Here is a 25,507-nt window from a genome sequence, read left to right on the forward strand (position 1 = left end):
AGCAGTGAGTCAAACCTACTTTCAAGAAATTTTCATATAATTGTTGCATGATACGAACTGCTTATCTGACTCATACAAAAGTTACAGAATCTGAATAGCACAACTCATTTTAAGATAGAATAATATAGTTATATCGTTGTTATTTTTAAAATTCTTCCAGTCTTTCTTATTTAGGCAAACTGTATGCTGGCGTGTCCTCCGCAAAATCCAAAGCAACGTCATCAATATACTGCACAGGCATTAATTGATCATTGCGATACACTCAAAGCCGTATTTCAGGATCAGTGGTTATATCTATGGACGATTACGCCTGAAAATTTATTCGTAATTGATCAGGAAAATAATAGCTTAGTGATCGCAGATGGACTGCTCACAGTTGAGTGTATCGATGATTATAAAATTCAATTTTATACATCCCACTCAAATGTCGAGATTCAAAAAATTGCGGATTTTATGTTCAATGATTTTAGTTTTATCTTTAATCATAAGGCCTCACATCATTCTTTATATTTAAAAACGAAAGTGCAGTTATTTCGTCAAATGCTGGTTGAAGAAGTCTTTAAATGGGTCGATGGAGAAAATCGTGTTGAACAGTCCCTCTATAATTTGACCGATCAGCAAGCGATGCAGTTAGATCGAATCATGATGCAAAGTGAGTATTATGATGAACCTCATTTGCTGAATTTCAGTCGATTTGGTGCTGAAATACCTCTGGAAGTTGAACTAAATTTTAAACATCTGTGTTTGGTCAATTCAGTCATGGGAGATAATTTTCTTGCAGTGCAAAAATTGATTCCAGTATACGATCGGTTAAGCACTTCAGCAGAATTAATGTTGCCAAAACGGTTATATCGTATGGCACAAATTTCTTTCGAAGAACAATTTAGCTTATCTCAATTGGTAGACTTAGAGCCTGATTTCAATTTACTCAAACAGCATAACGAGCAAACACCGCATTTATTAGGTTTTACACGTTGGATCAAACGAGGGTATTGGCAGTATCAAGATATTTTCAATAAACAAAATTTTTTAAATAAAGATGTGCAGTATTGGGTAGAAGATATAGCGCAACAGTCGCCACTGTTTATACACAAAAGAGCAGTGAATTGGTTATTTAAACAAGATTATCTTGTCATCGACTGGGTAAGTGAAAATTTAAAAGATCCCAATATTCGATTGGCCGTCACCGCTTTAAGTTTTGTGGATTGCTCTAAAGTACATCCGCATGTCATACAACTCTCGATTCAATATTTTGAACAGGTTATCGGTCGTTTATTTATTTCTGAGTGTCTACGTATTTCACAGCAACAATCATGGTTTGAACTATCTGCTGAGCATGAGCCGCTAAATGTTCAATATTCTAAAAAATCACAACCTCTCACGGCTTCTATTTTATATCTTAATGAATGGTTGGACTTGTTATGGTCATTGGATCAGCAAGGATTGAGTTCAGTGAAATATGTCTTTAAACGTATTTCTCAAGTGATGCAGTCTTATATGTTGTTTTTAAATGACTTAGTTAAAGATCTACCTGATGAAATCATAAAATTTATTGAGCCCTCAACACAACATCAAACGCATTTTCATTTCTTGATGCAGCAGTATCATATCAATCTAGATGAGTTTAGGCAGCGCTTTAAACATCCAAACTCTCAATATAACCGAAGCAATAGTATTTTTGACTCTTATGTCGCAGATTATCTCATTGATTTTTTCCAACAAGATAGAACTATTTCGAAAAATATGACATGGCCCGCATGGTATCAGCAAGCAATACGTTGGCATCAGCATTTACATTATGTGGATACATTGACGACTTTGAAATTGAGACATGCTGAAAGTCATTGGAAACGAGTATCACCTCAAGCAGTCATGTATACAGAGAATTGGAAATTTGTGGAGTTGAATGAATTAGAGCAAATTATTCAAGAGTCTGTAAATTATAAACATTGTCTGGCTTTATCTTATACCCAAAGAATTATTGATGGTGAATATGTGGCGTTCCATATGTCAAATTTACATGATCCCTCACAGCATTTGACACTCGGTTGTTTTTTTAAATTCGATCAGCTTCATTTTGACCAACTGCGTTTGCCCAATAACGAAGTTGCTGATCTAAAGGTTGTGAGGGAAGCCAAAGAGTTTGTACATCAAGTCAATGAAATGTTGATTTGGAATTTTGGAGATCCTGAACAAATCAACAACTGATGCGCCTTAAATTGACGTATTCACGCGTTAACATGATCACAAGGCTGATTTTTGGCTTAACTTTTTTATGAAATGTCGTTAGGCTATGAGCGTTCAAATTAGGTTAAGCACATATGAAACAAGAAACTGCACTGAAGTTAATGAAAGCAGGAGAAAATGTCTTTTTGACAGGTTCTGCAGGTGCAGGAAAAACGTATACGCTTAATCAATATATTAATTATCTTAAGGCACGAAAAGTTTCAGTCGCCATTACCGCATCTACAGGCATTGCAGCCACACACATGAATGGGATGACCATTCATACGTGGGCGGGGATCGGGATCAAAGATTTTTTATCAGATGATGATCTAAAGCGCATGAAAGAGCGTAAATATCTCAAAGAGCATTTAGAAAATGCGCAGGTGTTGATCATTGATGAAATTTCGATGCTACATGCGAAGCAGCTTAATTTAGTTAATCAAGTGCTCAAGTTTTTTAAAGAGTCTGATGAAGCATTTGGTGGCATACAGGTGATTGCCGCTGGAGATTTCTTCCAGTTACCACCAGTCGGACGCAATGACGAAAAAAATCGAGATAAATTCTGTTTTATGTCACAAGCTTGGGTAGAGGCGAAATTTCGTGTTTGTTATTTAACCGAACAACATCGACAAGATGACTCAGTCTTAAATGATATTTTGAATGCAATCCGTGCGCAAAATATTCAAGCTGAGCATATTCAAGCTTTACAACAAACGCGTGAGCAAGATATTGGTGAAACATTTACACGTTTGTATACCCATAATATGGATGTTGATGCCATTAATTACCGTCATTTAAATGAGATTGATGGGGATGGTCATCAATTTTGTGCACAAATGGATGGTAATGAAAAATTAATTGAGACATTAAAATCTTCCGTTCGTGCACCAGAAGAATTGACCTTAAAGAAACATGCCAAAGTCATGTTTGTAAAAAACAATTTTGATGTGGGTTATATCAATGGCAGCCTTGGTGAAGTCATTGGCTTTGAAGAAGTAGATGATCACGGGGTATTACCTAAAGTGAAATTAACAGACGGCACTGTTCTGGTGGTCGAACCTGAAACCTGGTCTGTTGATAATGATGCAGGAAAGACAATCGCGAGTTTTTCCCAAGTTCCTTTGCGGTTAGCTTGGGCGATTACTATTCATAAGTCTCAAGGGATGACTTTATCGGCGGCGGAAATCAATTTGGCGAATACCTTTGAAAAGGGTCAGGGCTATGTCGCCTTATCTCGTTTGAAATCTATTGATGGTCTGAGGTTGCTCGGCTTCAATGAGCAAGCATTAGAATTAGACAGTTTAGCAATTAAAGCCGACCGAAGATTTCAAGAACTCTCTGATGAAGCAGAAGCGCATTTTGGTGATGCTGATTTAGAAGCGCAACATAAGGCATTTATTCGGCACTGTGGTGGCACACTCAATGAGCTTGAGATTAGTCGTAATGAGAAAAAAATTGCCAAAAATGCAGGCAAAGCCAATTATGCCACCGCGACTCTCGATGAAACTCGCGAACTCTTTGAAAATGGTTATGAAATTCAGGATATTGCGGTTGAGCGTGGTTTAACGCCAGCAACCATTATTAACCACTTAGGCAAACTCCATCGTGAGCAGGGCTTAGATATCTCGGTTGCTCATCCTGGGGATGAAGTCGTTGAACAAGTACGTAAAATCTATAAAAAATTACTTAAAAGACAGAGTCCTGAACATTTCGGTGAAGATGGTGCGATCAAGTTGCGTCCGATCGTGGAAAATACCAATCCGCGTATGGGCTATGACCAAGTGAGATTAGCCTTATTATTCATTGAATAATGAGTTACGCATTTGAAATTGATTTTTTAACACACAAGCAAAGGGAATTAAGATGCCACAGATGATCGTTGAGTATTCGGATAATATCCAAAATTTAGATGCGCAAGCGTTACTTTTAGGCTTAAACCACGCTTTATTTGATACAGGTCTAGTGGGGCATCCTTCTGATATCAAATCACGTATTCGTGCTAATAGTGATTTCCTGATTGGTTTTGGCGAAGAGCCTCAAGCCTATATTCATGTTCGTTTAGGGATCATGACGGGGCGTAATGAAGAGCAAAAGAATCTTATTTCAGATCGCTTAAATGAGTATCTTCATAGCTTTAATGGTTATCATGCTCAAGGCTTAACGGTTCAATTGATCATTGAGTTAGCGGAAATGCCAAAAGAGCATTATCGTAAAGGTAGAGTTCAGAAGTAAGACTAAAAAGGCTGAAGTGATCTTCAGCCTATCGTTATGCAGCAAAAGTCAGTATTTCGATATCTGCACTGTTTTGAATTTTTTCAGCCGAATAGCTATAGAGTTCATCGATGAAAGCGACATTAAAACTTCCGACAGTTTGAGCCTGCGTATAAGCGAGCTTACCTGCGATGGCAAAGTGTACATGGGCAGCAATACATGCAATGGTTGGGTTTGTTACGCCAGCATAAGCAGCAATTAATGCACCTAAGGCGCATCCTGTAGCGGTAACTTTTGGCTGTAAATGTGAACCTCCATTAATCTTAACCATACATCCATAAGACTTAGAAAGAATAAAATCAGATTCGCCAGAAATTGCGATACATTCAGAGTAATCTAATAAAGTTTTTGCCTGTTCTACTACGGCAGCGCTATCGAGGGTACTGTCTACACCCTTAGATTGATTTTGTTGTCCTGCTAAGCTCCCAATTTCTGAAGCATTACCTCGGATAATGGTGGGTTTAAACCGCAATAAATCATTTGTAATTTCAGTACGCCATGGCAAAACAGCACTATAGCCAACAGGATCTAATACCCAAGGTATATTTTTTTTGTGAGCAGTTTCTGTGGCAATTTTCATTGCGGCAACTTGTTCTGTATGAGGAGTCCCTAAATTGATACTTAAAGCTTGACTAATACTCACGAAACTTTCAGCTTCAAAAGGATTATCAATCATGGCAGGTGAGGCACCAGCAGCTAACAGTACATTTGCGACATAGTTGGCAGCAACCTGATTGGTCATACAATGCACTAAAGGTTGAGTGGTTTTTAACAGATGCCATGCTTCAATGACCTGTTTAAGAATCTCTTGGGTTTGAACCACAATATCTTTTGGAGCATTTGCTATCAAGTTTTCTGGATGATTCATAGTCGTTCGCTAGCGTGTAAAATAGTGGTCTTGGTGATTACAATTACGACAAATTAAACTGACATAGTCATCTGCGTCATAATCCACAGAAAGTTCATTCGAGCCACAATTCATACAACGTTTTTGTGAGTAGAAATTTAAACGTGGCTCGATTTTACTCCACGATCGCCAAACAGGTTGAAAAAAGATTGATTCATCATAGCCTAGAAAATGAAAAAATAAGATTTCGCTCATTTTACTTAAAGGCAAGTTAGGTAGCCTTGGCAGTGTTGAGGTTTCCCATTTTTCAGCTAAAGAACGTTCACGATATTGCTGTAAAGTCTTCTTTAAAAGGTTGGTATTGATAAAATTTTCATTACGGGCTTGGAGTGCTTTCTGATGGTGTAAATACTCAAGCGCAGTTTGAACTAAATAATAGATTTGGCCCACAGCAAGAGAGTCTAATAATCTAAAACAAAAGGTTTGAAAACTCTGATTTCCAGCAATTTGAACGCCCCAAGTACGACAGTAGTATTGCGCAAATTGAATAATTTCTTGGTACAACAGAGTGTAGAGTGCACTTTTGACTTCATCACTATTTTTAAATGGTACACCTTGACTCAGATTTTCATAAAAGAGCTGACGTAACGCTTGAGTAATACTAAACAAGCTCGGCTCGGAATAGCCGTCAAGACGGACATTAATATAGTATTGACTGAGTTCGCTCGAAAAGTCACGCGGGACAAGAATATTGTCTTTCAAAAGTTGTTTCATCAAATAATTCTGAAATAAATAACTTGGGGTAATGGTGTGATATTTAATATTTTCCCAATCAATGAATTCTTGATGTTGGGTATGCTCATGGACTTGTTGATCTAATATTGAGAGTAAAAACAACTTGTGCATAAAGCTCAGTTGATGCAAATCGAGTTCTTGTATGTCCTTATTCTTCGATGCAATCTTACGTTGTTCTTGAATGCGAGTTTCTTGCATCATTTTCTTTCGTTTTGCTATGCAGCGCTCACAATGGCAGTTGCGGTTTTCATCTTGAAAGACTTGATGATGGCAGTGAGAGCATTGATGGAATAGGATTTCTCTATCAAATTCTTCTGCTTCAATAAAGTACATACTGGCCTGACAAAGTGGACAGAAACTACTTTCATCAGCATTTTTTTGGAGAATTTGCAACATGGCAGCACTTTAATTTCAAGATGAAAGAATTATACACACGATTGTTCAACATCGCTTGATTGAGTCAGTATTGAAAACAAATCTGACTGGTGTTGCGATCAATAAAATAAGCAGGTGAATGCCTGCTTATGTGAAATATATGAATAGATCGAACCGGAAAATCATTTCCTCAAGTGTTAGATCGACCTAGATGGAGGATTTAATAGGTTAAAGGGCAAGGGAGCTCTGAATCGGAAAAATGTTGCATTTTAGCTTGGATCAGTACCTGAGATTTCTTTTGAGATAATCTCTTGATTCCGAGTGCATCATAGTTTTTCAATACAGCTGTGACTTCTGATGTTTCAATAGGCATTCCCTCGCTGGTTAAAAATGCTGCAATCACACGATGATCAATTTTAGCAGCATCCATCATCTGCATGGTTTTGATGTTTTCTACTCTGACTATGTGGTCCCTGATGAGCATATTTCACCTCATTTATGATTTATAAGTTTTTTGATGATTACCGCTCTTAAACTGAAGCAATAATTATGCTTGAAAATAAAGAAGTGAATTTTTGTTACATTTCTATCGTACTTAGACAAGATATTTGAAACGGGTAATAAAGAAGCAAACTGTTGTTACTACAAATAAATTAAATTGAAAAAAACATGAATAGACCCATATTAAATAGAGCGTCAAACACAGACAATTCGTCAATTTTGACCTATGATCAATTGACTTCACATAAAAGCATAATCGCTGTAAAGAACAGCTTATAGGACGAGTTATGAATATCGCGGCAAATCCAGTGATCGAAGCAGATCAAACGATTTTTTTGAAAGATTATCAGAAGCCAGCATTTGTCGTGGATTCGATTGATTTAAATATCCAAGTCTATGACGATCATACGATGGTGACAGGCACACTAAAAATGCAACGTCAGACTGAAGGTGATTTGGTATTGCTTGGTAGTGAGCTTGAGTTGAAGTCAATTACACTGAATGGTCAAGAGTTAGATTCTTCGCAATATCATCTAGATGATGAACAGTTAGTGATTAAAGATGCACCTGATGATGCATGCATCGTTACAGTCGTTGAAATTCATCCTGAATCAAACACACAACTTGAAGGTTTATACCAAGCAGCATCTGATCTGTTTGTAACTCAAAACGAGCCAGAAGGCTTTCGTAAAATTACGTTCTATCCAGACCGTCCAGATGTGCTGTCTGTTTTCACAACACGTGTCGAAGCGGATAAGAAATTTCCAGTCCTACTGGCGAATGGTAATTTAATTGAAGCGGGTGAAGTGGGCGAAGGACGTCATTATACCATTTGGCAAGATCCAACCAAGAAACCAGCCTATCTCTTTGCATGTGTCATTGGAGACTTAGCGGTATTAAAAGATCGTTACGTCACTTCTGAAGGTCGTGATGTAGCTCTAGAAATTTATGCTGAAGAAAAAGATATTCCTAAGTGCCATATTGCCATGGAAGCACTTAAACATTCTATGCGTTGGGATGAAGAGCACTATGGATTACCTTATGATTTAGACAATTATATGATTGTCGCGACCAGTGCATTCAATATGGGTGCAATGGAAAACAAAGGGCTCAATATTTTTAACACATCATGTGTTTTAGCTGATGAAGAATACACGACTGATGCTGCGATTATGCGTGTTCAATCTGTTATCGCTCATGAATATTTCCATAACTGGACGGGTAATCGTATTACTTGCCGAGACTGGTTCCAACTTTGTCTGAAAGAAGGTTTAACCGTTTTCCGTGATCAATCTTTTTCTGAGGATTTGCAGTCTGCTGCTGTTCAACGAATTGATGATGTGGCAGTGCTTAAAGCGCATCAATTCCCTGAGGATTCAGGCCCATTGTCTCATCCTCCACGTCCAGATCATTTCGTAGAAATTAATAACTTCTATACAGCGACTGTGTATGAAAAAGGTGCAGAAATTAACCGAATGATGGCGACTTTATTAGGTAAAGAAAAATTCCGTAAAGGAACGGATGAGTATTTCCGTCGCCATGATGGTCAAGCTGTGACTGTGGAAGATTGGGTTGCTGCATTATCAGCAGGTTCTGGTGTGGATTTATCAGGATTTTTAACTTGGTATAACCAACCGGGTACACCTAAGCTTGAAGCCAAAGGTGAGTATGATGCTGAGCAGAAAACTTATCGTTTAAACTTTAAGCAAAGTTTAAAACCACATCCAAAATATCCAAACTTAAAAGCGGTTCCAATTCCTGTCGCTTTGGCTTTGTTTGATGAACACACTGGTGAGCAACTTCAACTTGAATGCTCAGCTTTAGTTGAAGATCAAGTCAAAGATGGTGTTTACTTATTCACGACTGATGAAGCAACGATCGAGTTTAAAAACGTGGCGAAGGTGCCTGTAATTTCACTATTACGAAATTTCTCTGCACCTGTGAATTTAGAGTTTAATTATACTGATGAACAGCTTGCGTTCTTATTACAGTACGAAACCAATGGCTTTAATCAGTGGCAAGCGACGCAAACATTGCTTGAGCGCATCTTATTAAATGACCAACCTGCTGACATATATATTGAAGCGATGTTAAAAACGCTACCTAGAGTAATTCAGCAAGATCCGCTGTTAGCTTCACGTTTATTTGATGTTCCGAGTGAAGGTTATTTGGGTAGTCGTATTGACCACGATTATCAACCGACAGCGATCTATGAAAAGCGTAATGCTCTATTAGATACTTTGTCTCGCCGTTTAGTTGATTTTGCTAAAGAGACTTATTTATCATTAGATCCAGCAATACAGTCAGATTTTTCCCAAGCTATGGGTACACGTGCTTTAAAGAACATCATGCTTTCATTTATTGCGCGTCAAGGAGATGAGGCTGCATTTGATTTAGCTGAGCAACAGTATCGTCAAACACGTAATATGTCTGAACGTTTAGGTGCTTTAAAAGTGTTGGTGTGGAATGATGCACCGCAAGCTGTTGAGATTTTAGAAGATTTCTATACGCGTTTTAAAGATGAGGCTCTATCAATGGATCAGTGGTTTATGATCCAAGCAGCTCATCCGAAAGCGACAGCAGAAACGATTCAAAAACTGACATCACATGCTGATTACGATCTTAAAGTACCTAATCGAATCCGTGCTGTAACTGGTGGTTTAAATTCAAACCCTGTCAATACTTGGAGTTTTGGGGTAGATCATATTATTCAGTTGGCTCAATATTTGGATGAAAAGAATCCGATTGTAGGCTCACGTTTGTTACAACTTTTATCACGTTGGTACACGTTAGCCCATCCTCAACAAGCCGAAGTCAAAGCGAAACTCGAAGCATTGAAACCTATCGTGAAATCTAAAAATGTATCTGAAACTTTAAATAGTATGCTTGCTGTTTAAATCACAAATAAAAAACCAGTGCAATGCACTGGTTTTTTTGACTCAACAGAATCAAGCTTGCATGGTCATTAGACTCGCATTACCACCTGCAGCTGCGGTATTAATACTAATTGCACGTTCAATAAAGAAGCGTTCTAAAGGAATGTCATAATTACCAGGCTCTAGATGTGTTATTCCGATGATCGGACCTTGTCGCTGAGCCACTTTATCTTGCAATTTTAACAGTTGATTTTTGGTGCCATGATGTAGAATTGCATCAAAACTACCTGTCTCAATATCAGCAATAATGGCGATACGTTGAGCGACCTCTTTAGGCATAGACTGTAAGTATTTTAAAACAAACGTATTCTCACCTAGAACAGTTGGCTGAGAGCCAACCGCGAGAATGGCATGAAGTTGATGAATCTGATCTATTTCTTGATCTGCCAAGCTTAAAACACGATGTCTCGGTAACACAACATATTGATTGCTTTCACCTGTTGGTCCTTGTAATTCATAGCTATGTCCGACACAACTTGGTTGCAACACCTTCATTTGATAATGAGGAAATGACTTATTGACCCAATCTTTATATTGATTCAATAAGTTTTGATGTTCAGTCAATTCAACGCCTTTGCTCGTTGCATAAGGTTGTTCAATTTTTTTATGTGTACATTCATGCATTAACCGATAAATATACATCGGTCCACCAGCTTTGGGACCTGTACCAGATAAACCTTCTCCACCGAAGGGTTGTACACCGACAACAGCACCTACAATGTTGCGGTTAATATAGAGATTTCCAACTTCTGCTTTTGAAATTACGGTTTGTATGGTTTCATCGATACGCGTGTGTAAGCCCATAGTCAAACCATAGCCTTTGGCATTGATTTGATCAATAAGTCGATCAAGTTCGCCATATTTATAAGTAATGACATGCAGTACTGGACCAAAAACTTCACGTTCAAGATCATCTAAATGTGGTAACTCAACTAAAGTCGGTTTAACAAATGTCCCTTGCTTGAGATGAGAGTCATCTTCATCCCACATGAGTTGTTGAACGGGATAACCCAGAGATTTCATTTTATTAATATGTTGATCAATGGTTTGTTTTGCTTCTCGATCAATTACAGGTCCAATATCAGTTTTCAATAAACTTGGAATGCCGACACGCAATTGCTTCATTGCACCTTTGAGCATTTTGATCACGGTATGTGCATTATCTTCTTGAACACATAAAATTCGCAGTGCTGAACAACGCTGACCTGCACTATCAAATGCTGAGCTGACAACATCTAATACCACCTGTTCAGTCAGGGCAGAAGAATCTACGATCATGGCATTTTGACCGCCAGTTTCTGCAATGAGAGGTATTGATTGACCAAATTGATTCAGTCGTTTTGCAACGGTTTTCTGCAAAATTTTCGCAACCTCAGTTGACCCTGTAAACATAATACCTTGAATACGATGATCACTACTGAGTTGTGCACCCACTGTTTCACCACGTCCTGGCAAGAGCTGTAAGACAGATTGTGGTACGCCAGATTCCCAAAGGATCTGAACTGCAATTGAGGCAATTAAAGGAGTTTGCTCCGCTGGTTTGGCGATTACAGTATTCCCTGTTACAAGTGCCGCCGCGATTTGACCTGTAAAAATTGCCAATGGGAAGTTCCAAGGACTAATACACAGTACTGTACCTAAGGGTTGAATAACGGCTTTGTGTTCTAGATCTTTCACTTGTGCTGCGTAGTAGCGTAAGAAATCTACTGCTTCGCGTACTTCAGCAATCGCATTGGCAAATGTTTTACCGCTTTCGCGACTGAGCAGAACCATTAGCTCTTCAAGTCGAGACTCCATCACATTGGATGCTGTAATTAAATATTCTGCACGTTGATCTTTTTCTAAATTTTGCCAATCCTGCTGTGCTTCAGTCGCATTAACTAACGCCATTTCCACTTGCATGGCATGAGTCTCCGTCACTTCACCGACAATATCTTGATGGTTCGCAGGATTGAGAATTGCCATTGACTCTGTATCGTGTACGGATTCATCTAATCTCAGACCCATTGGGGTGGCTTTAATTTGAACTTTAGACCATTGTTGATAAGTATGATTCAAATGTTCAAGGTCTTGGTCATTTGCAAGATCAATTCCAAGAGAGTTAGGGCGATGATCAGCATATAAATGTTTCGGATATGGAATAGCAGGGTGCTTTAATCCAACTTTGCCTTCGATTCGACTTGTGACATCAATGGTTTGATGTGGATTTTCAATCAAGTCATCAATTTTGAGTGTTTTATCAGCAATACGATTTACAAAAGACGTGTTTGCCCCATTTTCAAGCAATCGTCTAACCAAATAAGCCAAAAGGGTTTCGTGATTTCCGACAGGTGCATAAATTCGGCAAGGTACGCCAAGTTTATCATCTGCTTTAGAACCGACGACTTGTTCATAAAGTGGTTCACCCATGCCATGTAAACATTGGAATTCGTATTGTCCCTTATAATATTGTTCAGGATTTGCCAAATGATAAATAGTGGCTAAGGTTTGTGCATTATGTGTTGCGAATTGTGGATAAATAAAGTCTGGTTCGGCTAAAAGTTTGCGAGCACATGCAATATAAGATAAATCTGTGTGCACTTTTCGAGTAAAGACAGGATAATCGGTCATGCCTTCAACTTGTGCTTTCTTAATTTCACTGTCCCAATAGGCGCCTTTGACTAAACGAATCATTAAACGTTTTTGACTACGCTTAGCTAAATCAATGATGTAATCGACCACGTAAAAACATCTTTTTTGATAAGCTTGAATCACAAATCCAATGCCTTTCCAGCCATTCAATTTTGGTTCGAAACATAAGCGTTCAAGAAGTTCCAATGAAATTTCCAGACGATCAGTTTCTTCAGCATCGATATTTAGACCAATATCATATTGTTTCGCTAGAACCGCTAGATTAAAGACTTTGTGATAAAGCTCATCGTGTACACGGTCAATTTGGGAGCGTTGATAACGTGAATGAAGTGCTGAAAGTTTGATTGATATACCAGGGCCTTCGTAAACATCTTTGTCAGACGATGCCTTACCAATCGCATGAATCGCATTTGTATAATCTTGATAATAGCGCTCTGCATCATGATCTGTAAGCGCTGCTTCACCTAACATATCATATGAGTAACGAAAGCCTTGTTCTTCTAATCGTTCGGCATTATTTAACGCCTCATCAATGGTTTCACCTGTCACAAACTGTTCACCCATCATACGCATAGCAACATCAACGGCTTTGCGAATAATGCCACGGCCACTTCGTGCCAAGATGCCTGTGAGTAGACCAGATAAACTATTTGCTTTAGGTGTTTCCATTAACTTACCGGTCAACATTAAGCCCCATGCTGCCGCGTTTACAAACATTAGGCTGCTTTGACCTAAATGATCTTTCCAATTGCCTTGGTTGATTTTGTCTTTGATCAATAAGTCACGTGTTGCTTTATCAGGGATACGTAAGAGCGCTTCAGCTAAACACATGAGCGCAATACCTTCTTGTGAAGATAATGAAAATTCTTGTAATAAACCCTGTACAATGCCTGCTTTGCCCGCTGACCCTTTACGTTCACGTAATGAATGCGCTAAATTGAAGGCTAATTGATAAATTTTGTCTGAAATTTCTTGATCAATCTCGGTCTCTTCGAGAAGTGTTTCGACACATTCAGATTCATCACGGCGCCATGCACGATTTATTTCTAATTCTAGATCTGATTTATCTTTAAATTCAGTAATGTCTTGAATGTCTAATGGGCGAGAAAGGGGTGAGCTAAGTTGTTCCATGAGATATACGCCAGCGTCCTGTGACAATGAAATAGATTTATCTTTAAGGTTTATTTAATTTATGATTACAGAAAATATGGTGCATAACTCACTATAATTAGAGTTAAATTTAGAGAATAATTCGCATGCAGACTCAAATGATGACCTTGGATCGTACAGATTTAAAAATTTTAGATATCTTGCAAAAAGATGGGCGTCTATCAAATATAAAACTTGCTGAAATGGTCAATCTTTCTCCCACAGCAGCGCTTGCTCGAGTACAAAAACTAACCAAAGATGGATATATTACAGGTTATGAAGCCAAGTTAAATCCAGATCTGCTGAATCGAAGTTTTGTGGTATTTGTCGAAATTTTATTAGATAAAACAACTCCAAATGTATTAGAAGAATTTTCTGATGCAGTCAGAAGTTACCCTGAGATTGTTGAATGTCACATGATCAGCGGAGGGTTTGATTTTGTGGTTAAAATCCGTTGCGCCAACATGGAAGAGTTTCGCAAGATTTCTGGACAGGTTTTATGGCAACTGCCAGGCATCAAAGAAACCCGTAGCTATCCAGTGATGGAAGTTATTAAGGAATCGTCGCAAGTGCAACTTAAGCAAACATTTAAAAAGTAAATGTATAAGAAAGGGGCTATAAGCCCCTTAATTTTTTATTTCTCATTACCTTCCATTTTTGATTTCTTGCATTTCAATTTCATATTTCTGTTGAGCTTCATCAAAACGGTCAGTCACATCTTGCGCTGGCGGGCGGCCTAATAAACTCACCACCATAATACTCACCCAAGATAAAATAAACCCAGGAATGATTTCATAGACGCCTGTATCAGCCATGGTGTTTTTCCATACAATGACGGTAACAGCACCAACAATCATACCTGCCAATGCGCCATTGATGGTCATTCGCTTCCAGAAGAGAGAAAGGATAATCAGTGGTCCAAATGCTGCACCAAAGCCAGCCCACGCATAAGCAACTAAACCGAGTACCTTGCTGCCCGGATTCATTGCAAGGAAGATCGCCATAATCGCAACGATTAATACCATCAAACGACCTACCCAAACCAGCTCGGTTTGTGATGCAGATTTACGAATAAATGCTTTGTATAAGTCTTCTGTAAGCGTGGTAGAGCATACCAATAGCTGGCAACTGAGGGTACTCATCACTGCTGCAAGAATCGCGGCGAGAATCACTCCTGCAACCCATGGATTAAATAAAATTTTAGTTAATTCCATAAAAACAGTTTCAGGATTTGCATTGACTGCAGCACCGAGTTGAGGAAACGTATCAAAGTAAGCGATTCCGAAATAACCGACAGCGACTGCACCACCAAGACATAGAATCATCCATGTCATTCCAATTCGACGTGCTGCTGGAATAGACTTCACGGAATCTGCTGCCATAAAGCGCACAAGAATATGTGGTTGACCAAAGTAGCCAAGTCCCCATGCCATTGAAGATAAAATTGCTACAGTGCTGAGATCTGAAAGTAAATTATTCGCTAATGGGCGTGCGGATTCCACAATGACACTAACTTGCTGAGCATTTTCACCAATGGCTAAATAGGTCATTACTGGAGCAAGTAAAAGCGCAAAGATCATCAAGCCTGCTTGGAATGTATCTGTCCAACTGATGGCTAAGAAACCGCCAATACAGACATAACTAATCGTTGCCACTGCTCCAATCCATAGGGCTGTGTTGTAATCCCAACCAAATAGGCTTTCAAATAAACGTGCACCTGCGACCATGCCAGAGGCACAATAAATTGCAAAGAAAATCAAAATTACAAAAGCTGAGATGATACGAAGAACTTTTTTCCGATCACCAAAGCGGCTGGTGAAATAGTCGGGGAGAGTCAATGCGTTATGTTGTATTTCGGTGTGAACACGTAGACGACCCGCGACCAACAGCCAGTTCAACCAAGCACCGATAATTAAACCAATGGCAATCCAAGCTTCGGATAAACCTGAGAGATAAATTGCACCAGGTAGGCCCATGAGTAACCAGCCACTCATATCTGATGCACCTGCGGATAATGCAGTGACGACACTGCCTAAACTCCGACCACCTAAAATATAATCATCAAAATTATTCGTGGCTTTGTAGGCATAAAGCCCAATGCCAAGCATCGCCACAATATAAAAAATAAATGTGATTAGCGTAGGATTTAATTGGCTCATTGCTATGCCATCCTTTGTCTGTCCTAAATGACCATCTTTCCGAGATGAATTTTTAATCGAATTATTCGAGGAGCTGATTCAAGCACGTTTTGAAAATTACGCTCTGTTACATTTGAGTGAGATTTATAGTTGTTTAGTGAAACTGAATGTAATTTTGGTTACAAAGACTATTTTTTCAGAAAAGTTTACTTTGAGGGTTAAAACAATTCTATAAATGATTATTTTTAACATAAAGTTACATTTGTCACTTAAACAGCGAAGTTGTAATTTTTTATTGCATAAAGAAGTATTAAATCAATAGTGAAAATAAGCATGAAGCCTATCATCGATATTGCACGATAATGGTGCATTATTGTTGAGTAATAAAAGTGTCTACGGTTCAATTTGATAAAACAAGAATAGAGCATGATCTGCTCGGTGAAAAAGCGGTTCCTTTCGATCGTTACTATGGGATTCATACCCTGCGTGCGATGGAGAATTTTCAGATTTCGCATCAACAAATAGGTGAAAACATACATTTTATTCGTGCATTGGCACAGGTAAAAAAAGCATCAGCACAGACAAATTTAAAATTTTCCAAATTGAGTCAAGATGTCAGCCAAGCGATTCAATGGGCTTGTGATCAACTGATTGAGCAGCCTGAAAGTTGGAAATCATCATTTCCAATTGATATTTATCAGGGTGGGGCTGGAACTTCTATTAATATGAATAGTAATGAAGTGGTGGCTAACCTTGCACTCGAGTATCTCGGCTTGCCTAAAGGTCAATATGATGTAATTCATCCAAACGACCATGTGAATAAATCGCAATCGACGAATGATGTTTATCCAACTGCATTGAGATTAGCAACATATTACAGTTTAGAAGATTTATTGTCTCAAGTTCGCTCATTAATCGCTGCTATTGAGATCAAAGCATCTGAATTTCAACACGTAATTAAAATGGGGCGAACTCAACTCCAAGATGCTGTACCCATGACACTCGGACAAGAGTTTCGTGCATTTGCGACGCTATTAAAAGAAGACTATCGTCTCATCCAAAAGATGCGTCATTTACTGCTAGAAATAAATTTGGGTGCGACTGCGATTGGAACGGGTGTGAACACACCTCATGGATATGCACTAGAAGTGGTTCAAACGCTTTCTCAAATTACTGGATTGAAATTACAAGGTGCTGAAGACTATGTTGAAGCCACCAGTGACTGTGGCGTATTTATTATTCTATCAAGCACTTTAAAGCGTTTAGCCGTCAAGCTCTCAAAAATTTGTAATGACCTGCGCTTATTAAGTTCAGGGCCTCGTACGGGATTAGCTGAAATTAGATTACCTGAATTACAAGCCGGCTCATCCATTATGCCTGCGAAAATCAATCCAGTTATTCCTGAAGTAGTGAACCAAATTGCTTTTAAAGTCATTGGTAATGATTTGACAGTGACCATGGCAGCTGAAGCGGGGCAATTACAATTAAATGTCATGGAACCTGTAATTGCACTGACCATGAATGAATCAACCAATTTATTAATTCAAGCAATGCAAACACTAGAAAACAAATGTATCCAAGGTATTACTGCAAATGAACAGACTTGTTACGATGCAGTGATGCGAAGTGTTGGTATCGTCACATTATTAGATCCGATTCTAGGTCATGCCAAATGTGATGAAATTGGGAAGGTTTGTCTTGCAGAAAATAAAACCATTCAGCAAGTTGTCATTGAGCAGAATCTTTTGACGCAAGAGCAGTTAAATCAAATTTTCTCTTTTGAAAATTTAGTGTCTGAGATCGCGGGTCATGTTGTCGATGATATGAACATGGACAAAGTAAGCTAATAGAGTAGATAGAATCTGAAAATCAATTGAATATGAATTGATGGCATATTTCATTCAATGAGGTATGCCATTTTCATTGAAACTTTTAAGTATAATTTCTTAATTGAATGTTTATAATAATTAAAATTTTGAGCCATCAATACAAACATTATAATTTAGAGAAAGTGAATGAAAAGAATAGTAATAAGCACGCTGCTGTGTTCGATGTTGCTGGCATCCTGTTCAAAAAAAATAGAGGAACACTCTGCTGAAGCAGTTCAAGAAAACACTGCTGATACGTAAGTTGATATGCAAGAAGCGGCTGAACCAAATACTTTGCCCGTCCAGGAGCAAAAACCTGAGGTCATATTAAATCAAGAGGTTAATCCGGTTGAACTTACTCGTCGTATGGTTCGAGAGGCGCAAGTTAACTTTACCGTTAAAGATGTGGTGAAAAGCAGTTTAGAGATTGAAAAAATAACCCTTGAAGCAGGCGGATTTATTGAAAGAAAAGATATTGATTTCAATGTGGTTGATCTTAAACGTCAGAATATTTCAGAAGGTAAAGTAAAAGTATTTGAAAAAGTTGAACCTATATCTTTTATGGTGCTACGTGTACCGAGTGAGCGTGCCCCACATGTTGTTAATCAACTTTTACCTTTAATGTTTTTTCTGAATCAGCAACGCTATAGTGCACAACGTTTTGAATTGAAGCTTCTTCAAGAAAAAATGAATCAAGCACAGACTATTTCAAGTCAAGCACGACCAGCTCATTTGAATGAAATCACACGGCTCACTCAACTCGAAGTTCAAGATCGTGTTAAATTCAGTACGATCAGTTTACAACTGAATCAACCAACACTGGTCCGAGAAAGGGTTGATATTGATATTGATGCAGTGGCGCGATTAAATGGTGATCACTTTATTCAGCGTGCTTGGAATAGCATCAAATATGGCTGGCAATTTGTGCTCGATCTTTTGGTGTTTTTATTAATGATTTGGCCTTTTTATTTGATTGTCTTAATTGGCTTCTGGTTATATCGATGGTTAAAACCTTATTTTGATAAACTCAAATAAGCCCATGCCTCAATTTGGCTGAACTGAAGAAAGAAGTTTAGCCAAATCTTGCATTCCTTCGGTTGCTGATTTTGAGATACATGTATAGTGTTGTGGCACACGGCCGAGATCGGCTTTAGGGTCGATATAATACGCATCACAGCTTGGTGAAATACTGTGTACTAAGCTTGCAACAGGATAAACAGCTAAGCTTGTTCCAATCACAACAAAGATTTCAGCTTGCTGGCAAATCACTTCTGCTTCTTCAAAAGCGGGAACGGATTCACCAAACCATACGACATGTGGACGAAGCGGATATCCAGCGTCACAGAAGTCACGAGAAATATCCAGTTCAGTACCTTCAATTGTGTAAAATTTGTCTGCGAATTGAGCATCTGGCCCTGAGGTTTTGGCCAGTCTTATATTTCCATGAAGATGTAGTACTTTTTTGCTTCCAGCGCGTTCATGTAAGTCATCAATATTCTGCGTGATCACATGTACATCATAATGTTGTTCAAGTGCTGCAATCGCAAGATGTGCTGCATTAGGTTCAGATGCTAAAATTTTTTTTCGCCGTTCATTGTAAAAGCGCTGTACTAAAACAGGATTGTTACGCCAAGCTTCGGGCGTTGCGACATCCTCTATGCGATGGTTTTCCCAAAGTCCATCGCTATCTCGAAATGTATTGATACCACTTTCAGCACTCATACCAGCACCCGAAAAAATCACAAGCTTTTTTTTAGACTGATTCATCCAATCTCCATCCTATTGATTTTATGCCCACGTATGACGTCTGGATCAACTTAATATTCAAATATTCATTAGAGCTTATATAGTTTGATTCAGAAATTTAGAAATTTCTTGTGCGAATTTAATGGGTTCATTGATCAAAGGCGTATGCCCTGAGCGCTCAAACAGTACGATACGATGATTTTTAACCGATTCAGCAATGAGCTTTTGCCCTTGCGCTGGATAGAGTGCGGATTTAGCGCCGATAAAAAAAGTTGCTGGACATTCTAACTTTGAGATCGCGGCTCTGTAATCTTCTTTATGGTTTAGATAGTTGTCAATGTACCAACGCATATAGTCGAGACGTTGCATAGGGAGGATTAACTTTTGAATTTTCGGTTGATTGAGTGTTGTTTTAAAAATTTTAGCGCTCAATTGATGATTATCTTGTAAAGATAAAAATTTAACCCAAAGCTCGACTAATTCGCGGCTTAAGTGAGTAGGTAATTCACTCAGGTTTTGATAATTTTCATGTTGATGTAAAAAAGAAGAAAGTTCGATGAGTAGCTTTTTGAACTCTGGATAGCGATCGCCCAATAGCCCGAAACTCCAAGTTTCATCAGAAGGTATTTTAGGGGTTTGATCAATATGCAAGTATGCTTGGATTTGATCAGCAAATTGACCATATTGCATACCATGCATGGCAGTAGTTGCCCCCATAGAATAAGCAATCACTTTATATTGTTGTCTAGGGCGTTGACTGATCAATGCCTGAATATCGTTCCAGTGACTTGAAATAGCATCAGCATCTGGAATTTTACAATGCTTAGACCCACCAAAACCACGCCAGTCAGGAATAATAAATTTATATTTCTTTAAATTAAATGCAAAAAAAGGAATCCATTGCCAACTTTGCATTCCTAAACCAGATAGCACCAAAACAGGTTCACCTTGACCTATTTCACGAACATATAATTTTTCGTCATCTTGCATGGTATAAAATGGCATAGATATATCCTTTATTTTGTATTCATTATTTTCAATTGTGGAATTACACGTTCTAACCAACTGATCCAACCTTGCTCTAATTCAATGCCTAATTGAAGAATCATTTTATGAATATAGAGTGTACGATCATCATTATTTTTATTGGCAAAATCTTTGTCGTAAATCGCTTGGTATATTTTTAACTTATTTTTATGAATTTCTAAATGAGACTCCAATTCTGTCAGCACATTATTACCACCTAGTTGTGCTTCAGCTCTTAAACGCACCATCAATTCTTCTCTGAGTTGGGCAGGCTCACTATGCTGTACCATCCAATTGGCAAGTTCAGTTCGACCTAGAGCATCAACTTTATATTTTTTCTTTCTCGAGTTGGAATCACCTTCATCAATAGTCGAAATCCAACCTTTTTTTTGCATAGCATTGAGTTCACGATAGATTTGTTGATGAGTTGCATTCCAAAAGAATCCCATAGAACGGTCAAAGCGACGCGCAAGTTCAATACCTGTACTTGGTTTTTCGATGAGACTGGTCAACAAAACATGTGCTAAAGACATAAATCATATATCGTAAAATGTTGAATCAACTTTATTATGCAACATGTTGCATAAAATGCAAAATTAGAATATATATTTATGCAACAAGTTGCATGAAGCACACAATAATAGCAAGCAAACGCGAGCCATGAGGTCAGAATGTCAAATTATCCAAACTTACTTGCACCACTAGATTTAGGTTTTACCACTTTAAAAAATCGCGTATTGATGGGTTCAATGCACGTAGGTTTAGAAGAGGTTGAAGGTGGCTATGAACGTATGGCCGCATTTTATGCTGAGCGTGCTCAAGGACAGGTCGGTCTTATCGTGACGGGGGGAATTTCACCCAACGATGCTGGTGTGACTTTTGCTGGAGGGTCAAAATTAGACTCGATTGCTGAAGCTGAGAAACATAAAATCATTACGCAAGCGGTACATGATGCTGGTGGTAAGATTGCAATGCAGATTTTGCATACTGGTCGATATTCATATCAGCCTGAAAACGTTGCACCATCAGCAATTCAGGCACCAATTAATCCAGTTAAACCTCATGCTTTAAGCTCGGCTGAAGTTCATCAAACCATTGACGATTTTGCTAACTGTGCAAAGCTGGCTCAATATGCAGGTTATGATGGTGTTGAGATTATGGGGTCTGAAGGTTACCTCATCAATGAATTTATCGCAGCACGTACCAATCACCGTGATGACGAATGGGGTGGGAGTTATGAAAACCGCATTCGTTTGCCGATTGAAATTGTAAAACGTACCCGTGCAGAGGTGGGTGAAAACTTTATTATCATTTATAGACTTTCGATGCTCGACTTGGTTGAGGGCGGTTCAACGCTTGAGGAGGTCATCCATCTTGCAAAAGAAATTGAGAAAGCCGGAGCGACTATCATTAATACAGGGATTGGTTGGCATGAAGCGCGTATACCCACGATTGCAACGAAAGTACCTCGAGCAGCATTTACATGGGTGACAGAAAAGCTAAAAGGTGAAGTTAATATTCCATTGATTACCTCAAATCGTATCAATACCCCTGAAATGGCTGAACACGTGTTAGCTTCAGGTCATGCAGATATGATTTCTATGGCTCGCCCAATGCTTGCAGATGCAGAATTTGTACTAAAAGCTGAACAGGGTAGAAGTGACGAAATCAACACGTGTATTGGCTGTAACCAAGCGTGTTTGGATCATATTTTTTCACTCAGAATTGCGTCATGCTTGGTTAACCCACGTGCATGCCATGAAACTGAACTCATTTTTAAAGAAACCCATACGCCTAAAAAAATTGCTGTCATTGGTGCAGGTCCTGCAGGATTGAGTTTTGCTACTTATGCAGCTGACCGTGGTCATCAAGTCACCATCTTTGAAGCAGCCGATCAAATTGGGGGGCAATTTAATATTGCAAAAACGATTCCAGGAAAGGAGGAGTTTTATGAGACATTGCGTTACTTTAAGCGAAAAATTGAGCTGCAACCTTTAATTCAATTAAAACTTAATCATACTGTAACTTTTGAAGAGCTCAATACAGATCAGTTTGATGAAATTGTCGTCGCTACAGGTGTGACACCTCGACATTTAGATATTGAAGGAATTGATCATCCAAAAGTGTTGTCTTATATCGAAGTTTTAAGAGAGAAAAAACCAGTCGGACAGCGTGTTGCGATTATTGGTGCTGGTGGTATTGGTTTTGATACTGCTGAGTATCTAACCCATGAGGGGGAAAGTGGAAGCTTGAATCCTCAAAAATTTTATGATGAATGGGGAATTGATACATCATATTCTAATGTAGGAGGTTTAAAACCTGCTCAAGTTGAACAGCCATCACGTGAAATCTACTTATTACAACGTAAAGCGACTTCAGTTGGTGCAGGCTTGGGTAAAACGACGGGTTGGATTCATCGTACTGGATTAAAAAATCGCGATGTAAAAATGGTTCCAGGTGCAACGTATAACAAGATTGATGACCAAGGTTTACATATCACAATCAACGAACAAACAACCGTCTTAGACGTGGATCATGTGGTGATTTGTGCAGGTCAAGAATCATATACGGCTATGTTTGATCAACTTGAGCAGGCAGGTAAAAAAGTTCATTTAATTGGTGGGGCGAAAGAAGCGGGTGAGCTGGATGCAAAACGTGCGATTCGTCAAGGCGCTGAATTGGCTGCCAAAATTTAAGCCATAAAATTTCTCTCTTGTATTCTAGATGAAAGTGCAAGAAGAGGATTTGGAGAGGGTACTTAATTAAATGAGACCTCTCCTTGACGTAGTATTCTCCCTTTTCTTCTAAAAGGTTGAACTGATACAACAAAAAGGACATAAAAATGACACTCGAAACCACACAAAAATCTATTCAACGTTGGCACCACATGCTTGAAACGCATGATTTAAGTCTATTGAAAGAGCTTTTGTCTGAAGAAGTCGTATTTAAATCACCCGTCGCATTTAAGCCTTATCCAGGCAAACAAGTTGTTACTTTTATTTTGACCAATGTGATTGAGATCTTTGAAAATTTTCGTTATCACCGTGAGTTCTACACAGCAGATGGGCTCAGTGTTGTGCTTGAATTTTCCGCAAATGTGGGTGAAAAAACATTAAAAGGGATTGATATGATCCAGTTTAATGAGCAAGGTCAAATTATTGACTTTGAGGTGATGATTCGGCCTAAAAGTGGTTTAGAAGCTTTGGCGTTGCAAATGGGCCAACGTATGGCTCAATTTCTACCAAAATAAATTAGGCATGTTTTTGGCTTATGAGTTGGAGTAAGTAAATTCGGAGTCTGTATGAATCTTAATCAGCGTTTCAAGTGGGTGCAGGAATTCACTCAAACCCAACTTGATCATTTTACTGGTGCAGCTATACCTTCAATCTATTTTAATCCGCAAGGTGAGTTAGCGCATGTGATTTCAAACTTGAAACGTCTGCATTATAAATATAGACCAACGCCGTGGCTCTCGAATACGCATGCTCACTTGGTATATTTTGATAAAATTCGAAAGAAAACCGTAAAATTAGAATATGACTTCATTGAACAGTTAACAATGTCTGCTGGGGGAACGACGGGTATTGCTTGGTATGGTATGCATCTGCCTGCGGAAACACCTACTATTTTAGTGCTACATACCATTACTGGAAGTCCAGCCAGTATGAGAGAATTGGTCAGAGACTTACATCAAGTAACTGGTTGGCGTATCGCATTGTGTTTAAGACGAGGGCATGCAGGTCTACCACTTTCAGTTCCTAAAATTAATCTTTTTGGAAACACGCAAGATCTAAGAGAGCAGATTGAACATATTCAACAGCGCTTGCCATATTCTAAATTGTATGCAGTTGGGTCTTCAGCAGGAACTGGATTATTGGTCAGATATTTAGGGGAGGAAGAAAGTTCCACACCGATTCAAGCGGCTTTCGCACTTTGTCCTGGATACAATACGGAAACTGGTTTTTCAAATGTTCATCCTTTTTATAGCCGTTTGATGGCAAAAAAGTTAAATGCACATTTTTTAAAACCATATGAGCAACATTGGCGAAATTTAGAAAGTTTTAAGCAACTGAGTGTTGCTAAAGATTTATTTGATTTTGAAAAAAAATATTATCAGTTCGCTGGATTTGAAAATTATGACGCATATTGTAAAGCGACAAATCCCATCTATGTCTTTGAGAAGATTAGAGTGCCGTTGATGATTTTAAATTCGGAAGACGATCCAGTATGCCATATCCGCAATTTAGAGCCTTATAAAGAAGTGATTCAACATATGCCGAACATGGCAGTAGTGACCACAAAAAAAGGAAGCCATTGCTGTTTCTATGAAGGTAATAAAAATCCAGAATCTTGGGCACACAAATTAATTGCAGAATTTTTTTTAGAATTAGAGAAAGCCTGACAATTTTTGTTTTTTATAAATGAATAACAATTTGACTTTCATTCATGTTGACATAAAAAAACCGAGTCTTGTCACTCGGTTTTTTTAAATTCGAAAATTAGTTTTCTAAAGCAGGGGTAGCAGCAGCAATAGCAGCGGCAACAGCATCATCTTCAGATTGAGAACCACCTGTTGATGCACTTGGAGAAGGTGTAGGGCGTTCTACATTTTCAACAGCTGGTGCTGGGGCAGGATTCGTTTGTGCAGGAGCATCGCGGTATTCACGACGAATAGTCGCTGACGTATTGTTTGTTTCCTGATGCTCAATTTCAACTTGAGTTGGTGGCTCAGGTTCGATTTCTGGTTCAGAAATCTCAATGTTCTCAATTTGTTCTGCCTGTTCAGTTGTTTCAACAGTTTGTTCCTGTTCTTCTTCCTTAGGCGCTTCTTTTTTTACACATGCAGTAACGAGGAGTGCAGATAAGATTGCACCAGCGATTAAAAGTTTTTTATTCATAGTTGCTCAAAACAAACTAGCTAGATCGACTAACGTAGTATAACAGCAAATTAACAGATGAAAATCACTGAAAGTGTGCGTGAATCTTTATTGGAAATGA

At 38.6% G+C, this 25,507-nt stretch carries 19 protein-coding genes; 10 read left to right on the forward strand and 9 right to left on the reverse strand.

Annotated features, from left to right (window positions below; genetic code table 11):
• Positions 1 to 183: 183 nt before the first annotated feature.
• The 3 genes from AC1M9B_RS02455 to AC1M9B_RS02465 all read left to right on the forward strand — a co-directional run bounded on the left by AC1M9B_RS02455 (position 184) and on the right by AC1M9B_RS02465 (position 4,458).
• Positions 184 to 2,208, forward strand: a complete 2,025-nt coding sequence (locus AC1M9B_RS02455; RefSeq protein WP_481608465.1) for a hypothetical protein — start codon at positions 184 to 186, stop codon at positions 2,206 to 2,208.
• A 113-nt stretch (positions 2,209 to 2,321) separates the two neighbouring features.
• Positions 2,322 to 4,037 (forward strand): AAA family ATPase, encoded by a 1,716-nt coding sequence (locus AC1M9B_RS02460; RefSeq protein ID WP_481608466.1) that lies wholly within the window; start codon positions 2,322 to 2,324, stop codon positions 4,035 to 4,037.
• Between the two features lie 52 nt (positions 4,038 to 4,089).
• Positions 4,090 to 4,458, forward strand: coding sequence for a 5-carboxymethyl-2-hydroxymuconate Delta-isomerase (locus AC1M9B_RS02465; RefSeq protein WP_035263762.1), 369 nt, complete (start codon positions 4,090 to 4,092; stop codon positions 4,456 to 4,458).
• 34 nt (positions 4,459 to 4,492) lie between these two features.
• Here AC1M9B_RS02465 and thiM read toward each other — a convergent pair whose 3' ends face one another.
• From thiM to AC1M9B_RS02480, 3 genes are all read right to left on the reverse strand, one after another.
• Positions 4,493 to 5,365: a hydroxyethylthiazole kinase gene (gene thiM, locus AC1M9B_RS02470; protein ID WP_481608467.1), complete on the reverse strand. Its 873-nt coding sequence runs from the start codon at positions 5,363 to 5,365 to the stop codon at positions 4,493 to 4,495.
• Between the two features lie 9 nt (positions 5,366 to 5,374).
• Positions 5,375 to 6,535 (reverse strand): hypothetical protein, encoded by a 1,161-nt coding sequence (locus AC1M9B_RS02475; protein WP_481608468.1) that lies wholly within the window; start codon positions 6,533 to 6,535, stop codon positions 5,375 to 5,377.
• Between the two features lie 199 nt (positions 6,536 to 6,734).
• Entirely contained in the window at positions 6,735 to 6,998 is a 264-nt protein-coding gene (locus AC1M9B_RS02480) for a hypothetical protein (protein WP_035263756.1), read from the reverse strand.
• A gap of 304 nt (positions 6,999 to 7,302) precedes the next feature.
• Between AC1M9B_RS02480 and pepN the strand changes: the two genes are divergently transcribed.
• Positions 7,303 to 9,912, forward strand: a complete 2,610-nt coding sequence (pepN, locus tag AC1M9B_RS02485) for an aminopeptidase N (RefSeq protein ID WP_481608469.1) — start codon at positions 7,303 to 7,305, stop codon at positions 9,910 to 9,912.
• Between the two features lie 51 nt (positions 9,913 to 9,963).
• On the opposite strand, the gene putA is transcribed toward pepN, so the two are convergent.
• Positions 9,964 to 13,713, reverse strand: coding sequence for a trifunctional transcriptional regulator/proline dehydrogenase/L-glutamate gamma-semialdehyde dehydrogenase (gene putA, locus AC1M9B_RS02490; RefSeq protein ID WP_481608470.1), 3,750 nt, complete (start codon positions 13,711 to 13,713; stop codon positions 9,964 to 9,966).
• Between the two features lie 125 nt (positions 13,714 to 13,838).
• Here putA and AC1M9B_RS02495 point away from each other — a divergent pair, with 125 nt between their 5' ends.
• Positions 13,839 to 14,330 (forward strand): Lrp/AsnC ligand binding domain-containing protein, encoded by a 492-nt coding sequence (locus AC1M9B_RS02495; protein ID WP_035263751.1) that lies wholly within the window; start codon positions 13,839 to 13,841, stop codon positions 14,328 to 14,330.
• A gap of 45 nt (positions 14,331 to 14,375) precedes the next feature.
• Here the strand turns inward: AC1M9B_RS02495 and putP are convergent, their stop codons facing one another.
• A complete protein-coding gene (gene putP, locus AC1M9B_RS02500; RefSeq protein WP_481607431.1) occupies positions 14,376 to 15,890 on the reverse strand; it encodes a sodium/proline symporter PutP in 1,515 nt (504 codons plus the stop codon).
• A gap of 368 nt (positions 15,891 to 16,258) precedes the next feature.
• Between putP and AC1M9B_RS02505 the strand changes: the two genes are divergently transcribed.
• Together AC1M9B_RS02505 and AC1M9B_RS02510 are read left to right on the forward strand one after the other, a co-directional pair.
• Complete coding sequence (locus AC1M9B_RS02505) at positions 16,259 to 17,716, forward strand: aspartate ammonia-lyase (RefSeq protein WP_481608471.1); 1,458 nt, start codon at positions 16,259 to 16,261, stop codon at positions 17,714 to 17,716.
• 288 nt (positions 17,717 to 18,004) lie between these two features.
• Positions 18,005 to 18,772: a DUF4349 domain-containing protein gene (locus AC1M9B_RS02510; RefSeq protein ID WP_481608472.1), complete on the forward strand. Its 768-nt coding sequence runs from the start codon at positions 18,005 to 18,007 to the stop codon at positions 18,770 to 18,772.
• A gap of 9 nt (positions 18,773 to 18,781) precedes the next feature.
• Here AC1M9B_RS02510 and AC1M9B_RS02515 read toward each other — a convergent pair whose 3' ends face one another.
• The 3 genes from AC1M9B_RS02515 to AC1M9B_RS02525 form a co-directional block, all read right to left on the reverse strand.
• A complete protein-coding gene (locus AC1M9B_RS02515) occupies positions 18,782 to 19,504 on the reverse strand; it encodes an SIR2 family NAD-dependent protein deacylase (protein WP_481591066.1) in 723 nt (240 codons plus the stop codon).
• Between the two features lie 75 nt (positions 19,505 to 19,579).
• Positions 19,580 to 20,488: an alpha/beta fold hydrolase gene (locus AC1M9B_RS02520; protein ID WP_481595358.1), complete on the reverse strand. Its 909-nt coding sequence runs from the start codon at positions 20,486 to 20,488 to the stop codon at positions 19,580 to 19,582.
• Positions 20,489 to 20,499: 11 nt separating this feature from the next.
• Positions 20,500 to 21,042, reverse strand: coding sequence for a PadR family transcriptional regulator (locus AC1M9B_RS02525; protein WP_481608473.1), 543 nt, complete (start codon positions 21,040 to 21,042; stop codon positions 20,500 to 20,502).
• A gap of 138 nt (positions 21,043 to 21,180) precedes the next feature.
• On the opposite strand from AC1M9B_RS02525, the gene AC1M9B_RS02530 reads away from it, so the two are divergent.
• The 3 genes from AC1M9B_RS02530 (at position 21,181) to AC1M9B_RS02540 (ending at position 24,911) form a co-directional block, all read left to right on the forward strand.
• Positions 21,181 to 23,205, forward strand: a complete 2,025-nt coding sequence (locus AC1M9B_RS02530) for a 2,4-dienoyl-CoA reductase FMN-binding domain-containing protein (protein WP_481608474.1) — start codon at positions 21,181 to 21,183, stop codon at positions 23,203 to 23,205.
• 146 nt (positions 23,206 to 23,351) lie between these two features.
• Positions 23,352 to 23,759, forward strand: a complete 408-nt coding sequence (locus AC1M9B_RS02535) for a nuclear transport factor 2 family protein (protein WP_481608475.1) — start codon at positions 23,352 to 23,354, stop codon at positions 23,757 to 23,759.
• A 51-nt stretch (positions 23,760 to 23,810) separates the two neighbouring features.
• The gene (locus AC1M9B_RS02540; protein WP_481608476.1) at positions 23,811 to 24,911 is read left to right on the forward strand and encodes a YheT family hydrolase; all 1,101 of its coding nucleotides are present in this window, start codon (positions 23,811 to 23,813) and stop codon (positions 24,909 to 24,911) included.
• Positions 24,912 to 25,008: 97 nt separating this feature from the next.
• Here the strand turns inward: AC1M9B_RS02540 and AC1M9B_RS02545 are convergent, their stop codons facing one another.
• On the reverse strand, positions 25,009 to 25,407 hold the full coding sequence (locus AC1M9B_RS02545) for an internalin (RefSeq protein WP_481608477.1): 399 nt from the start codon (positions 25,405 to 25,407) through the stop codon (positions 25,009 to 25,011).
• Between the last annotated feature and the right edge of the window lie 100 nt (positions 25,408 to 25,507).

Source organism: Acinetobacter sp. ANC_7513, assembly GCF_056779915.1.